The organism is Corallococcus terminator, from assembly GCF_003611635.1.
Lineage (GTDB): Bacteria > Myxococcota > Myxococcia > Myxococcales > Myxococcaceae > Corallococcus > Corallococcus terminator.
Genome location: NZ_RAVZ01000029.1, coordinates 1 through 14,360, shown reverse-complemented (window position 1 = coordinate 14,360; position 14,360 = coordinate 1). Strand labels below are relative to the sequence as shown.

The 14,360-nt window shown below is 68.5% G+C and carries 13 protein-coding genes; 7 read left to right on the top strand and 6 right to left on the bottom strand.

Annotated features, from left to right (window positions below; genetic code table 11):
* The first annotated feature begins 35 nt into the window (after nt 1-35).
* The 4 genes from D7V88_RS06830 (at nt 36) to D7V88_RS06815 (ending at nt 3,435) form a co-directional block, all read left to right on the top strand.
* The gene (locus D7V88_RS06830) at nt 36-665 is read left to right on the top strand and encodes a type IV pilin protein (RefSeq protein ID WP_120539791.1); all 630 of its coding nucleotides are present in this window, start codon (nt 36-38) and stop codon (nt 663-665) included.
* A gap of 123 nt (nt 666-788) precedes the next feature.
* A complete protein-coding gene (locus tag D7V88_RS06825) occupies nt 789-1,694 on the top strand; it encodes a pilus assembly protein PilG (protein ID WP_120539790.1) in 906 nt (301 codons plus the stop codon).
* A complete protein-coding gene (locus D7V88_RS06820) occupies nt 1,691-2,671 on the top strand; it encodes an ABC transporter ATP-binding protein (RefSeq protein WP_120539789.1) in 981 nt (326 codons plus the stop codon). The genes D7V88_RS06825 and D7V88_RS06820 overlap by 4 nt, the downstream gene beginning before the upstream one ends.
* Nucleotides 2,668-3,435 carry an ABC transporter permease gene (locus D7V88_RS06815; protein WP_120539788.1) on the top strand — a complete coding sequence of 256 codons (768 nt, stop codon included), beginning with the start codon at nt 2,668-2,670 and terminating at the stop codon, nt 3,433-3,435. Before D7V88_RS06820 ends, D7V88_RS06815 begins: the two co-directional genes overlap by 4 nt.
* 42 nt (nt 3,436-3,477) lie before the next feature.
* On the opposite strand, the gene D7V88_RS06810 is transcribed toward D7V88_RS06815, so the two are convergent.
* The 6 genes from D7V88_RS06810 to D7V88_RS06785 form a co-directional block, all read right to left on the bottom strand.
* Nucleotides 3,478-4,911 (bottom strand): sigma-54-dependent transcriptional regulator, encoded by a 1,434-nt coding sequence (locus tag D7V88_RS06810; protein WP_120539787.1) that lies wholly within the window; start codon nt 4,909-4,911, stop codon nt 3,478-3,480.
* Nucleotides 4,908-6,497, bottom strand: a complete 1,590-nt coding sequence (locus tag D7V88_RS06805) for a two-component system sensor histidine kinase NtrB (protein WP_208726157.1) — start codon at nt 6,495-6,497, stop codon at nt 4,908-4,910. The genes D7V88_RS06810 and D7V88_RS06805 overlap by 4 nt, the downstream gene beginning before the upstream one ends.
* Nucleotides 6,498-6,504: 7 nt before the next feature.
* Nucleotides 6,505-7,761 carry a type IV pilus assembly protein PilC gene (gene pilC, locus D7V88_RS06800; protein ID WP_120539786.1) on the bottom strand — a complete coding sequence of 419 codons (1,257 nt, stop codon included), beginning with the start codon at nt 7,759-7,761 and terminating at the stop codon, nt 6,505-6,507.
* A gap of 55 nt (nt 7,762-7,816) precedes the next feature.
* The gene (locus D7V88_RS06795; RefSeq protein WP_120539785.1) at nt 7,817-8,929 is read right to left on the bottom strand and encodes a type IV pilus twitching motility protein PilT; all 1,113 of its coding nucleotides are present in this window, start codon (nt 8,927-8,929) and stop codon (nt 7,817-7,819) included.
* 40 nt (nt 8,930-8,969) lie between these two features.
* A complete protein-coding gene (pilB, locus tag D7V88_RS06790) occupies nt 8,970-10,670 on the bottom strand; it encodes a type IV-A pilus assembly ATPase PilB (RefSeq protein ID WP_120536688.1) in 1,701 nt (566 codons plus the stop codon).
* A 250-nt stretch (nt 10,671-10,920) separates the two neighbouring features.
* Entirely contained in the window at nt 10,921-11,847 is a 927-nt protein-coding gene (locus tag D7V88_RS06785; protein WP_120539784.1) for a bifunctional riboflavin kinase/FAD synthetase, read from the bottom strand.
* A gap of 80 nt (nt 11,848-11,927) precedes the next feature.
* Here D7V88_RS06785 and trmB point away from each other — a divergent pair, with 80 nt between their 5' ends.
* The 3 genes from trmB to D7V88_RS06770 all read left to right on the top strand — a co-directional run bounded on the left by trmB (nt 11,928) and on the right by D7V88_RS06770 (nt 14,199).
* Complete coding sequence (gene trmB, locus D7V88_RS06780; RefSeq protein ID WP_120539783.1) at nt 11,928-12,548, top strand: tRNA (guanine(46)-N(7))-methyltransferase TrmB; 621 nt, start codon at nt 11,928-11,930, stop codon at nt 12,546-12,548.
* Between the two features lie 143 nt (nt 12,549-12,691).
* The gene (locus tag D7V88_RS06775; protein WP_120539814.1) at nt 12,692-13,735 is read left to right on the top strand and encodes a diguanylate cyclase; all 1,044 of its coding nucleotides are present in this window, start codon (nt 12,692-12,694) and stop codon (nt 13,733-13,735) included.
* Nucleotides 13,736-13,785: 50 nt separating this feature from the next.
* Nucleotides 13,786-14,199, top strand: a complete 414-nt coding sequence (locus tag D7V88_RS06770; RefSeq protein WP_120539782.1) for a hypothetical protein — start codon at nt 13,786-13,788, stop codon at nt 14,197-14,199.
* The last annotated feature ends 161 nt before the right edge of the window (nt 14,200-14,360 follow it).

Below are 14,360 nucleotides of genomic sequence, written 5' to 3'. Positions count from 1 at the left end.
TCAACCCCCCTCTGCCTGCCGCGGAGTTCCCAAAAATGATGAACCGTCTCTTCCGGAAGAAGGGTGGCTTCACCCTCATCGAGCTGATGATCGTGGTCGCCATCATCGGCATCCTGGCCGCCATCGCCATCCCGAACTTCATCCGCTTCCAGGCGAAGTCCAAGCAGTCGGAGGCGAAGACGAACCTGAAGGCCATCTTCACGGCCCAGAAGGCGTACTTCGGTGAGAAGGACAAGTACCAGGTGAACTTCACGGTCATCGGCTTCGATCCCGAGGCCGGCAACCGCTACAGCTACGGCATGGCCACCGGCTGCGCCGCGGCCGTGGAAGCGACCCAGACGGCCCGCCGCGCGGGCGCCACCGCCGGCTGCATCGGCCAGGACGCGCTGAAGTTCCCCACGGCCCCGGACGCGGCGGACGCCGTCACGGCCGTTGGCGTGAACCCGGACATCCCCACGTGCCCGAACTGCTGGTTCAGCGCGACGGCGATCGGCAACGTGGACAACGATCCCGAAGGTGACACGTGGGGCATCACGTCCGCCACGGTCGCCGGTCAGGCCGCCATCCCGGCCCCCTGCGGCATCGACGAGGACACGCCGAACGGCCTGAACCTGGTCGCGGGCGAGCCCACCAACGCGTTCAACGACGTGAGCTGCGGCGGTTGATTCGCTGCATGCTGTTTGAGCCGGTCTCGCCTGCTTCATTTGCTTCACCGACGCGGGCGTGACATGGCACAATCGACGGGGCGCCCGGGCATTTCGGGTGCCCCGTTGTCGTTTCGAGAAGCCATGCGAAAGCTGCCCCTGTTGCGATTCGTTCCGGGACTGCTGCTGGTAGCCCTCCTGTCAGCGCCGCCTGTGCCCCCGCGCAGGCAGGGCGGCGGGCCCCTGCTCCCCCGTCCCGACCTGCTCAAGGTGCTCTTCACCGCCCAGAAGGGGCTGGTGACGGACTACTTCTGGATCCTCATGCTCAACCGCATCGGGACGGCGGTGAGGCCGGAGGAGTACCGCCACATCTCCGACTACGCGGAGCTGGTCACGACCCTGGATCCGAAGTTCCGGCAGGCGTACCTCTACGGGGGCCTCACGATCCCCGTCTACGCGGGAGAGGGCCGGTACCTCAACACCGCGGAGTCCACGGCGCTCTTGCGCAAGGGCGTGGCGAATGTCCCCCACGACCAGCCCCTCACCTTCCAGCTCGCGTACAACCTGATGTTCTTCGAGCGGAAGTACAAGGAGGCTGCGGACCTGATCCTGGAGATGTCCCGGTGGGAGGGCGCCCCGGAATACTTCTCCGCGCTCGCGACGCGGCTGTACGCGCAGTCCGGGGACTTCGACGCGAGCATGTCCTTGACCGTCGCCCTGCGTGACAGCGCGGAGGATGAGGAATCACGCACCTTCTACGAGCAGCGCATCCAGGAGATCCAACAGGAGCGCGTGCTGAAGGGCATCGACGCGGCCATCGCCCGTTACCGGGCCCGCGAAGGCCGCCTGCCCGACACCCTGCCCGCGCTGGTGAGCGCGGGCGACCTGCGCCAGCTTCCCCCGGATCCGATGGGTGGAGAGTTCTTCCTGGGGCAGGACGGCCGGGCCTACTCCAACGCCTCCCGGTTCCGGTTGGAGCTCATCGAGGATGAGAAGACCGAAACCGGAGACCGCATCGTCCCCCAGCCCCGAACGACGACCGAGCCATGACGACTCCCAACCCTGACGCTCCTCCCATCCTGGCCCAGGGGCTCGCCAAGACGTACAAGGTCGGCTTCTGGTTCAACCGCACCGTGCGCGCCCTGCAGTCGCTGGACCTCCAGGTGGGCGCCGGACAGATCTACGGCCTGCTCGGACCCAACGGCGCCGGCAAGTCCACCACCATCAAGATCCTGATGAACTTGGTGCGCCCCAGCAGTGGGGTCGCGCGCATCTTCGGCCAGCCGGTGGATCAGGCCTCCACGCGGCGGCTGGTGGGCTTCCTTCCGGAGAACCCCGCCCCGTACGAGTACCTCACCGGCCGGGAGTTCGTGACGCTGGCCGGACAGCTCGCGGGCCTGAGCGGCCACGAACTGGACGGGCGCGTCACGGAGGTCCTGGGCGCGGTGGAGATGGCGGGCGCGGAGAAGCTGCAGATCCGCCGCTACTCCAAGGGCATGGTGCAGCGCGTGGCGCTGGCCCAGGCGCTGGTGAGCCGGCCGAAGCTGCTCATCCTGGACGAGCCCACGAGCGGCCTGGATCCGCTGGGCCGCCGCCAGATGCGCGACCTCATCCTCGCGGAGCGGGAGAAGGGCACCACGGTCCTCTTCTGCAGCCACATCATCCCGGACGTCGAGTCGCTGTGCGACCGGCTGGCGGTGCTGGTGGGCGGCCGGCTCGTGCGCGAAGGCAGCGTGCGGGAGCTGGTGTCCGCGCAGGTGCCCACGGTGGAGGTCGTGGTGGAGGGAATGGCCCCGGACGCGGTGAAGGGGCTGGGCGTTCCGCTGGAGTCGCTCCAGGCGCTCGACGGGCGCGTGCTGCTCCAGGTGTCGGACGTGGACACGCAGCGGCTGCTCAGCGGGGTGCTGGGCGCCGGGGGCCGGGTGAACCAGGTACAGCCAGCGCGGTTCTCACTGGAGCAACTGTTCATGAACGCGCTCAAGGAGTCCGGGCGCGCATCGACCGTGGGCGGGGAGATCAATACATGAGCGCCTTCAGCGCGATGATGTGGAATGGCTTTCGCGAAGCGCGCCGCAACCGGGTGACGGTGGTGGTGGGCGTGTTCGCCGCGGTGGTGCTGCTGTCCTCCACCCTGGTGACGGAGGTCACGGTCACCACGTTCGACCGCGTGCTGACGGACTTCGGCCTGGGGATGATGAGCATCATCCTCGTCTTCCTGGCGGTGTTCCTGTCCAGCAGCCTGCTCAGCCGTGAAATCGAGCGGCGCACCATCTTCCTGGTGGTGAGCAAGCCCGTCTCCCGCACCCAGTTCCTGCTGGCGCGGCTGGCGGGCACCATGCTGACGCTGGGCGCGTTGCTGGTGGCGATGACGCTCGTCTTCCTCAGTCAACTGCTGCTGTTCCGCGCGAACATCACGTCCACGCAACTGCTCGCGAGCGCGGGCCTGTGGTTCGAACTGCTCGTCATCAGCAGCGTGGGCATCCTCTTCTCCAGCTTCGCGGGCCCGGCGGTGTCGGCCATCGCCACCACGGGCCTGTACTTCACCGGGCACCTGACGGGCGACCTCTACGCCATCGCCAGCCGGTCGGAGAGTTCGTTCATCCAGGTGCTGGGCAAGGCCATCTATTACGCGCTGCCCAACCTGGAGCGGGTGAACTTCCGGCCGCAGGCCACCTACGCGCTGCCCGTGGACGCCAGCACCTTCCTGTCCGGCGCGGCCTACAGCGTCGCGTGGGCGGGCGTGCTCATCGCCCTGGCCACGGTCATCTTCGAGCGGCGCGACTTCCGCTAGAGAGCGCCCGGGCCCGCCGTCTCCTGAGCCTCGGGCGGGGCTTCAGGCCCGGGGCGTCGGTTCGTCCAGTTCGTCGGTGAGGCCGTGCTTGGCCAGCCGGTAGCGGAAGGAGCGAAAGGACAGCCCCAGAAGCTCCGCGGCGCGCGTCTTCACCCCTTGCGCCTGCTTGAGCGCGGCCAGCAGGTGGCGCCGCTCGCTGTCGTCCAGGTAGCGCTCCAGGTTGAAGCCCGCCCCCATGGAGGGCTCACCGGCCTCGCCGGAGCGGGACTGGGGCTCCGCCTCGCCGCGCACCGTGGGCGGCAGCGTCGTGGGCCCCAGCAGGTCCGAGTCCGACAGCGTGGCCGCGCGCTCCACCATGTTCTGCAACTGGCGCACGTTGCCCGGGAAAGCGTAGCGCTCCATCAGGGCCAGCGTCTCCGGGGCGAACCTCAGCGCCGGGCGGCCCAGCTCCTCCGAAAGGCGCGCCAGGAAGTGGGTCGCCAGCGGCGGGATGTCATCCGGACGCTCGCGCAGGGCGGGCAGCTCCAGGGTGATGACGTTGAGCCGGTAGAAGAGGTCCTCCCGGAATCTCCCTGCCTTCACCTCCGCCTCCAGCCGGCGGTTGGTCGCGGCGATGACGCGCGCGTGGAAGGGAATCTCCGCCGCGCTGCCCACGGGCTTCACCTTGCGCTCCTGCAACACGCGCAACAGCTTCACCTGGGTGGACATGGGCATCTCCCCCACTTCGTCCAGCATCACCGTGCCCTCGCCCGCGGACACCAGCAGGCCCGGGCGCTCGTGCGTGGCGCCCGTGAAGGAGCCCTTCATGTGGCCGAAGAGTTCGCTCTCCAGGACGCCCTCGTTGAGGGCGCCGCAGTTGAAGGGCAGGAAGGGCTGGGCGGCGCGCTGGCCTCGCAGGTGGATGGCGCGCGCCACCAGCTCCTTGCCGGTGCCGCTCTCCCCTGTCACCAGCACCGTGCTGCGCCCCGGGGCCACCTTCTCCACCAGGTGCCACAGCGCGCGCATGCGAGGGCTGGAGCCCACCATCAGCCCGCCCAGGCCCGGCAACAGCCGCTCCTTCAGCGTGCTGTTCTCCTGGCGCAGCGCGCGCTTCTCCAGCGCCTTGTGCACCAGAAGCCGCAGCTCCTCGTTGTCGAAGGGCTTGCAGATGTAGTCGTAGGCGCCTTCCCGCATGGCCTCCACCGCGGAGGACGGGGTGCCGAAGGCGGTGATGAGCACCACCTCCGGCGGCTCCTTGCGCGAGCGCGCCGCCCGCAGCACGTCCAGCCCGCTGCCCCCGGGGCCCAGCTTCATGTCGGAGATGACCAGGTCCACGGAGTCCCGGGCCAGCACCTCGCAGGCGGGCGCCACCGCGGGCACGCTCGTCACCGCGTAGCCGTCCCGCACGAGCAGGATTTCGAGGTACTCGCGCATGGACAGCTCGTCGTCCACCACCAGCACGTGGCCGCGCGGGCCGCCTTCATGGAGCGCGCTCACAGCGGCAGCCCCACCAGGAATTCGGTGCCTTCGTCGGGGTGCGACTTCACGCGGATGGTGCCGCCGTGCGCGCGGATGAGGGAGTGCGCGGTGGACAGGCCCAGCCCGGTGCCACCGCTGCGGGTGGTGAAGAACGGCTCGAACAGGTGTCCCATCATCTCCTCCGTGATGCTGCCGGCCGAGTCCCACACCCGAATCTGCGCCTCCTCGTTCGCGTGCGCCAGCGCCACGCGCACCGTTCCCCGCGCCCCCGCCGCCTGACAGCCGTTGCGCACCAGGTTGATGAGCACCTGGCGGAGCTGATCCGGATCCACCGGCACCGTCAGGGGCTGGGTCACCCGCACCTCCAGCGCCACCTCACGCGTGAGGGGGTCCGCGCGCAGCATGTCCACCGTCTCCGACACGAGCGTGTCCAGCGCCACCGGACGGCGCTGCGGCTGGGGCGGGCGGGCAAAGCGCAGGAAGTCCTCCACCAGCCGCGCCAGCCGGTCCGATTCGCGCGTGAGGATGCCGGTGAGCCGCTGCACCACCACGTCCTTCGACTGCTCCTGCGCCAGGAGCTGCGCGGAGCCGCGCATGGCGGCCAGCGGGTTGCGCAATTCGTGCGCGAGCTGCGCGGACAGGGTGCCCAGGCTGGCCAGCCGGTCCGTGCGCTTCAGGTCCTCCTCCATGCGCCGCAGTTCGGTGAGGTCCTGGAAGACGATGAGCAGCGCGCCCGCCTCGCCCTCCAGCGGCGACACCGACAGGCCCAGCACCCGCTTGCCGCCGGGCGTCTGCACCGGCAGCTCCCCGCGCGTGGAGCGCGGCGCCAGCGAGGCCACTCCCGGCAGGAGGTTCTCCAGGGGCTGGCCCAGGCAGGAGAAGTCGTCCACCTGGAGGATGCCGCTGCCCGCGGTGTTGAGGAAGGTGACGCGCCGCTGGACGTCGCAGGTGACGAGCCCCGACGGCATGGAGGACAGGATGAGCTGCTGCAGCCGCCCCAGCCGCCGCAGGTCCGCCTCGCTCTCCGACAGCGCGCCACCCGTGGCGGACAGTTGGCGCGACAGGTAGCCGGACAGGACGGCGATGAGCACGAGCGCCAGCGCGTTGCTGCCCAGCACGAAGAGCACCCGCGAGGGCGACACCGCGACGCTGCTCACCGGCGTGGTGAGCCGGATGATGAGCAGGAGCGCGGTGAAGGCGAACGTGGACACGGCCGCGGCCACCAGCGCGCCGCGCCAGTCCAGCACCACCGCCGCGCCGATGACGGCCAGGCTGTAGAGGAACGTGAGGGGGGAGTCCGCGCCGCCGCTCAGGTACACGAGCCCGGTGGCGATGAGCACGTCGCCCACCACCTGCACCGTGGCGTCCAGGCGTCCGGCGGTGCCCCGGCGCAGCCGCAGGCCCGTCACCACGGTGAGGAGGTAGGCGCCCGCGATGACCGCGAACGACAGCGAGTCCGCGCGGCTGGGCTCCTGCGCGGGCTGGGTCATCAACCGCACCACCGTCACGACGAGCGACAGGCTCGCCGCCACGGTGCGGAACAACACCAGCCACACCAGGCGCGAGCGCAGCCCCGGGGCCACGCTTCGCGCCGTGCTTCTCATGACCGCGTTACTTGATCGCGCCGGCAAGCGAGAAGATGGGCAGGTACATGGCGATGAGGAAGCCACCGACCACGCCGCCGAGGAACACCATCAGGATGGGTTCGATGAGCGACGTCAGGTTGCTGACGGCCGTGTCCACCTCGTCGTCGTAGAAGTCGGCGATCTTGTTGAGCATGGTGTCCATGGCGCCCGTCGCTTCACCGACGCCAATCATCTGCACCACCATGGAGGGGAACACCTTGGTCTCCAGCAGCGGACCCGCGATGTTCTTGCCTTCGGAAATCTTGCCGCGCACGTAGTAGATGGCCTCTTCCACCGTGCGGTTACCGGCCGTCTTCGCCGTCACGTCCAGGGCGTCCAGGATGGGCACGCCGGAGGAGATCATCGTGCCCAGCGTGCGCGTGAAGCGCGCCACCGCCACCTTGCGGAGCACGTCGCCGAACAGGGGCAGCTTGAGGAACGTCTTGTCCCAGAACTTGCGGCCCCGGGGCTGGCGGTAGCTCCAGGTAAAGGAGAAGACGAGGGCGGCGATGCCGATGACGGTGTGGAGGAAGTACGCCTGGGCGAACTTCGACATGTCCACGACGACCTGCGTGGGGGCCGGCAGCGCCGAACCGAAGTCCGCGAACATCTTTTCGAAGACGGGCGTCACCTTGAGGAGCAGGAGCGCTGTCACGCCGATGGCCACCATGATGACCACCGTCGGGTAGGTCATCGCGCTCTTGACCTTGGACTTGAGCTTCTCGGCCTTCTCCCGGTAGGCGGCGAGCCGGTTGAGGATGGTGTCGAGGATACCGCCGACCTCGCCCGCGGCGCACAACTGGACGTAGAGCTCGTCGAAGACCTTCGGGTGTTCCTTGAGCGCGTCCGCGAAGGTGCTGCCCTGCTCCACCTTGTTCTTGATGGCGAACACCACCTTCTTGAAGGCGGGGTTGTCCATCTGGCTGGCGAGGATGTCCAGGCACTGCACCAGCGGCAGACCGGCGTCGATCATCGTCGCGAACTGGCGGGTGAAGATGAGGATGTCCTTGCCAACGACACCGCCCATCCCGGGGATGGAGATCTCCACGTCGAAGCCGCTCTTCTTGCGGACCTTCGTCGGATTGAGACCCAGGGACTTGAGGCGCGCGTTGACGGCCTCCACGTCCATGGCCTCCATCTCGCCCTTCTTCGCCTCCCCGCTCTTGGTCTTCGCCTCCCAGAGGAACTGGGCCGTGTTCTTCTTGGACGCTGTCGCCTTCTGCTGGACCGCTGGTGCTGCCATAACCTGGACCTCCGGGGAGGGCGCGAGTCTAACCCGCGAAATTCACGACGGAAAACTAACGGGCACCCGCTCCCCCGGCCGGCCGCTGGGCTCCACCCTGCCCTGCGCCTGTCGCGAGGATGTTGCGCAGCTCTTCCGGGTCGGACGAACGGCCGAACGCCTCGTCCTGGGAGATGAGCCGACGCGCCAGAAGGGCGGCCAGCGCCTGGTTGAACGTCTGCATGCCGTACTTCGCCTGACCGACCTGCATGGACGAGTAGATCTGGTGGACCTTGTCCTCGCGGATGAGGTTCCGGATGGCGGGGTTCGGGATCATGACCTCCAGGGCCAGCACGCGGCCCGGGCCACCGACCTTGGACACCAGCGCCTGGCTCATCACGCCCTCCAGCACGAAGGAGAGCTGCGCGCGCACCTGGGGCTGCTGGTACGGGGGAAAGACGTCCAGCACGCGGTTGATGGTCTGCACCGCGCTGTTGGTGTGCAGCGTCGCGTAGCAGATGTGGCCTGTCTCCGCGATGGTGAGCGCCGCTTCGATGGTCTCCAGGTCTCGGAGCTCACCGACCAGCACCACGTCCGGGTCCTGGCGCAGGATGTACTTGAGGGCCGTCTTGAAGTTCTTCGTGTCCGCACCGACTTCGCGCTGGTTGACCAGGCAGTTCTTGTGCGGGTGCAGGTACTCGATGGGGTCCTCGATGGTCATGATGTGCTCATGACGCTCGGTGTTGATCTTGTCGATCATCGAGGCCAGCGTGGTGGACTTGCCGGAGCCCGTGGGGCCCGTCACCAGGATGAGGCCGCGCGGCTTCTTCACGAGCTCCGCCACCACCGGAGGCAGGCCCAGCTCCTGGAACGTCAGGATCTTGAAGGGAATCGTGCGGAAGGCGCCGGCGACGGCGCCACGCTGCATGAAGATGTTCGCGCGGAAGCGGGACAGGCCCTTCACGCCGAACGACAGGTCCAGCTCGTTCTCTTCCTCGAACTTGTGCTTCTGCGCGTCCGTGAGGATGGAGTAGCAGAGCTGCTTCGTCTCCACGGGGGTGAGCGGCGCCGTCTTGAGCGGGACGAGTTCACCGTCCACGCGGAGCTGCGGCGGCGAGCCGGTGGTGATGTGGAGGTCGGAAGAGCCCTTCTCGACCATCGCCTTGAGGAGCTGGTGCAGGTTGGCCACGGATGCGTGTCCTGTCGGGGGAAAAGATTGAGGAAGGTGTCTAGAAGCGGTCCGGCGCGGTGTTGCCCACGACCTCTTCGAGCGTCGTCATGCCATCCATGAGCTTCTTGAGCGCGCTCATGCGAAGGCTGCTCATGCCCAGCCGGATGGCCTCCTGCTTGAGCTCCGCCGCGGAGCCGCCGTTGATGACCAGCTCCTTGAGGCCGTCCCAGAAGGGCATGACCTCGTAGATGGCCACGCGGCCCCGGTAGCCACGGTCGTTGCACTCGCGGCAGCCGACCTTCTCGTACATCGTGAAGGTGCCCATCTTGTCCGGGGGGATGCCCGCGTCGATGAGGGCCTGCTCGTCCACCTTCTCCGCGGGGCGCTTGCAGGCCGGGCACAGCCGGCGCGCCAGACGCTGGGCGAGGATGAGGTTGAGCGACGCCGTCACGAGGAACGGCTCGATGCCCATGTTGAGCAGACGGCTGACGGTGCCGGGGGCGTCGTTGGTGTGCAGCGTGGAGAGCACGAGGTGGCCGGTGAGCGCGGCCTTCACGCCGATTTCCGCCGTCTCGAAGTCGCGGATCTCACCGATCATGATGATGTCCGGGTCCTGGCGCAGGAACGAGCGCAGGCCGGCGGCGAAGTTCAGGCCGATGTCCTCATGCATCTGCACCTGGTTGATGCCGGCGAAGTTGAATTCGACCGGGTCTTCCGCGGTGCAGATGTTGGTGCCCACGTCGTTGAGGCTGGCGAGCGCGGAGTACAGCGTCGTCGTCTTGCCGGAGCCCGTGGGGCCCGTCACCAGCACCATGCCGTAGGGACGGTCGATGGCTTCCTTGAACCAGGCCAGGGGCGTCGCGTCGAAGCCCAGCTTGGTCATGTCGAGCTGCAGGTTGCTCTTGTCGAGCAAGCGCATCACGACCTTCTCGCCGAAGAGCGTGGGACACACGCTCACGCGGAAGTCCATCTCCTTGCCGCCGCCAATCTTGATCTTGATGCGACCGTCCTGCGGCAGGCGGCGCTCGGAGATGTCCAGCGACGCCATGATCTTCAGACGGCTGGTGATGGCGTTGCGCAGCTTCATGGGCGGGCGCATCACCTCGTACATCACGCCGTCGATCCGGAAGCGGACCCGGAAGTCCTTCTCGTACGGTTCGATGTGGATGTCGGACGCGCGCTTCTTGATGGCGTCCATGAGGATGAGGTTCACCAGCTTGACCACGGGCGCGTCGTCCGCGGCCTTGGCCATCTCATCCAGGTTCTCCTGCTCCTCCTTGGCGACCTCGATGTCGTCGCCCACGTCGCCGACGATGTCCTCCATCGAGGGGCCCTTTTCGGCGTAGTAGCGCTCGATGGCCTCGCGGATGGAGATCTCGGAGGCGACGACGGCCTCGATGTTGTAGCCGGTGAGGAACTTCAGGTCGTCCACCGCGAAGATGTTGGACGGGTCGCACATGGCGACGATGAGCGACGGGCCCGCGCGGTTGACCGGGATCACCAGATGCTTCTCGGCCACTTCCTTGGGCACGAGCTTGATGATGTCCGGATCAATGTCGAAGTCCTTCAGGTTGATGGCGGGCACGCCGTACTGCTTCGACAGGAAGTCGGTGAGCTTCGACTCCTCGATGGCGCCCGTCTTGATGAGCGCGGTGCCAATGCGGGCACCGCTCTTCTGCTGCTCCTCCTGCGCCTTGCGGAGTTGCTGGACGGAGATGAGGTTCTCGCGCACCAGCAATTCACCGAGTCGACCGGACATTTCTGGGATGCCTCTTTGAGCGTGAGGAGGGGACAGCCAGACCCCCGGCCATCGCGGGGACCTTTAAGGGGGATGAGGGGTGCGACAGGGACCTGACGCCCTGGCACGGATCCTCACGGATTAGAGGAAACCGATGCGCGGCCTGTCAAGGCGCCCCCGCGTGCCTCCTTGCTGTCCGCTGCCCCAAACCCGGGCGCGCCTTCCTTCACCCAGGAAGGCGTCCGGCGTGGCGGAAAAAAGGCCCTTTCCGTCACCCGTCGTCGCGGGCCACCACGGTGCGGGCAGCCTCCACGTCGCGTTTGATTTGACCCACCAGCTCCGCGGCGGAGCCGAAGCGCTGTTCGGGCCGCAGCCGCTCCAGGAACTGCACCCGCAGCTCCTTGCCGTAGAGGTCGCCGGTGAAGTCCAGCAGGTGCGCCTCGATGGTGACCTCCGTGCCGCCGAAGGTGGGCTTCACCCCGATGTTCGCCGCGCCCGGCCGCCACGGCCCGGCCGCTTCCGAGTGCAGGCGCGCGCGGATGGCGTACACGCCGGGTGCGGGCCGCAGTTCGTTCTGCGTGTCCACGTTGGCGGTGGGAAAGCCGATGGTGCGGCCCCGGCCTGCCCCGGCCACCACCGTGCCGTCCAGGTCGAACGGGCGACCGAGCAGGCGCCGGGCCGCTCCCACGCGGCCTTCCAGGATGTACTCACGGATCCGCGACGACGAGGCGACGACGCCGTCCACGTGCACCGGTTGCACGATGTGGACCTGGGCCCCGCGCTTCGCCGCGGCCTCGCGCAGGGTGGTGACGGTGCCCGCGCGGTGGGCGCCATAGGTGAAGTCGCTGCCCACCACCACGTGGCCCACGCCCAGGGTGTCCAGGAGCGAGGCCTCGAAGTCGGCCGGGGTGTTGCGCGCGTAGTCGCGGGTGAAGGGCTGCACCACCACGCTGTCCAGGCCGCAGGTGGAGAGCAGCTCCAGCTTGCGCGGCAGCAGCGTGATCAGCTTGGGCGCGAGGTCCGGCTGGAGCACCTTGCCCGGGTGGGGCTGGAAGGTGAGCGCGGAGGCGGCGGCGTGGCGCCGTCCTTCCGCGAAGAGGGCCTGGTGGCCCACGTGCACGCCATCGAAGTTGCCCAGCGCGACGGCCTGCCCCTGGAGCTGGCGGCCCGCCTCGGACACCGACTGGAAGACCTTCATGGCCCTTTCCTATAGCACCCCGCGCGCTTTTGCCCTGGCCAACCCACGCGGCTCCATGGTTAGAGGCGCCCGCTCCCGCCATGCGCCCTGCCCTGCTCCCCGAACCGGTCGGCCTCAAGTTCGTCCCCCTGGAAACGCCCCCGGACTGGGACGCGGAGTTCGGGTTCACCGGCCCCCTGGAGCTGGAAATCGGCTCCGGCGCGGGCGGCCACGCCCTGGAGTACTGCCGCCGCAACCCCGGCGTGCGCTTCATCGCCTTCGAGTGGCGCAAGAAGTACGCGCGCGACACGCAGATGCGAGGGGAGAAGCTGGCCCTGAAGAACCTGCGCGTCATCGAATCCGACGCGCGCTTCGTGGTGCCGCGCATCATCGCCCCCGCGTCCCTGGACGTCATCCACCTCCAGTTCCCCGACCCCTGGTGGAAGCGCTCCCATGCGAAGCGGGCGGTGGTGCAGCCGGACTTCGCGAAGCTGATGCTGGGCCTGCTCAAGCCCGGCGGCCGCTTCGACATGCGCACCGACGTGCAGGACCGCGGCGTGGCCATGCTGCGCATCCTGGAGGAGGCGGGCTTCCACAACCCGCTGGGCGCGGGCGTCTTCCATCCGTATGACCCGGAAGAGGTGCCCTCCACCCGCGAGCGGCGCTACCTGGCGTCCGGAGAACCCGTCTACCGCGCACGGTTGGTAAAGCCCGCTCCGTAGACCGCAGAACGTCCCGGCCCGGCCGCACCGCGCGGCCCTTGGCAGCAACCCGGGGCCCGGGAGAGAATCGACGTGACAGGTCCCTGGACCGGGGGCCACGTGTGAAGTCGGCCACGACCGCACTCCAGGGGGGCGGGCACCTCATGCCGGAAGCCGAGAGGAAGAGGATGCTGGAGGTCGCCCGGAGGAGCGGGCCGGCGAACGACTTCTCCGGCCGCACCGTGCTCATCGTGGACGATGATCCGGCGCAGGTGAAACACGTGCGCGAGGGCCTGGCCCCGCACGGCTACGTGTTCAAGGAGGCGCTGGACGGGGCGCAGGCGCTGTCGGCCATCCGCGCGGGGCGGCCGGATCTCATCGTCATGGACGTGGAGATGCCGGGGCTGGGCGGCGTGGAGGTGTGCCGCATCGTCAAGGCGAACGCGGGCGAGGGCGGCTTCGGCTTCATCCCGGTCATCCTGATGACGGCGCGGCAGGCGGCGGGCAAGGTGGAGGGGCTGGAGCTGGGCGCGGACGACTACCTGGTGAAGCCCTTCGACATGCTGGAGCTGGGCGCGCGCGTGAAGTCGATGCTGCGGCTCAAGGCGCTTCAGGACGCGCTGGTGGAGAAGAACCGGGAGCTGGAGTGGGCCAACCGGGAGCTGGACCGGCGCCGGCAGGAGCTGCTGGCCCTGAGCCGCACGGACGCGCTCACGGGGCTGTTCAACCGGCGCTACTTCGAGGAGCGGCTGAGCGAGGAGTTCATGCGCTCGCGCCGGTACCGCTCTCCCCTGTCGCTGGTGATGCTGGACATCGACCACTTCAAGAACATCAACGACTCCTACGGTCACCCCTTCGGGGACGAGGTGCTGCGCGCGGTGGCCCAGACGGCCCGGAGCACGCTGCGCGAGGTGGACCTGCTGGCCCGCTACGGGGGCGAGGAGTTCATCGCCCTCTTGCCAGAGGCCGCGCCCCAGGACGCGCTCCGGGCGTGCGAGCGGGTGCGGGAGGCCATCGAGAAGCTGGAGCTGCCCTGGCAGGGGCCGGGCGGGGTGACCCGGATGGTGAAGCTGACGGCCTCCCTGGGGGTCGCCACGGTGCCGGCGGACGACCTGCAGGAGACGGAGGCGCTGCTGCGCGCGGCGGATGTGAGCCTGTACTCCGCCAAGGGGACGGGACGTAATCGCGTCCATCAGCACGCGGCTTGAAGCAGCTCGCGCTTCCCCACGGCGGCGCTTTGACCTAAACCGGAGGCTCCATGCGCCCGCTCGCGACGACGACCTGGCTGCTGTTCGCCCTGTTTGCCCTGGGCGGCTGCAACCGGCTCCAGCCGGACTCCCCCGTGGGGGCCTACCAGACCTTCCACCGGCACGTGCAGCGAGGCGAGCTGCCCAAGGCCTACGCGGTCCTTTCCCAACCCACCCAGACCAACCTCAAGGCCCAGGCCCAGAAGGTCAGTGACGCCTCCGGAGGCATGGTGAAGCCGGAGCCGCTGGCACTGTTCTTCGCGAATGTCCCCGTGCCCCCCGATGTTCAGGAAGTCTCGCTGCTCCGCCAGGAGGGCGACGAGGCGACCCTGGTCGTGCGCTCGGCGGGAAGGTCGGGCGAGGTCCGGATGGTGCGAGAGCCGTCCGGGTGGAAGGTCGACCTCTCAGCATCCCCCCAGCCGTGAGCCCGGGCATGCCCGGACCCCGCGCATCAGGTAACGTACAACCGTGAACGACAGGAAGACACGGCGGGTGGTCCCCGCAGTCGAAGTCATCCGGAGGCCGGGCACGCCCGGCAGTGGTCCGGTGGCTCCGTCCTCGGCCGCCCCCTCCCCCACGCCGAGGC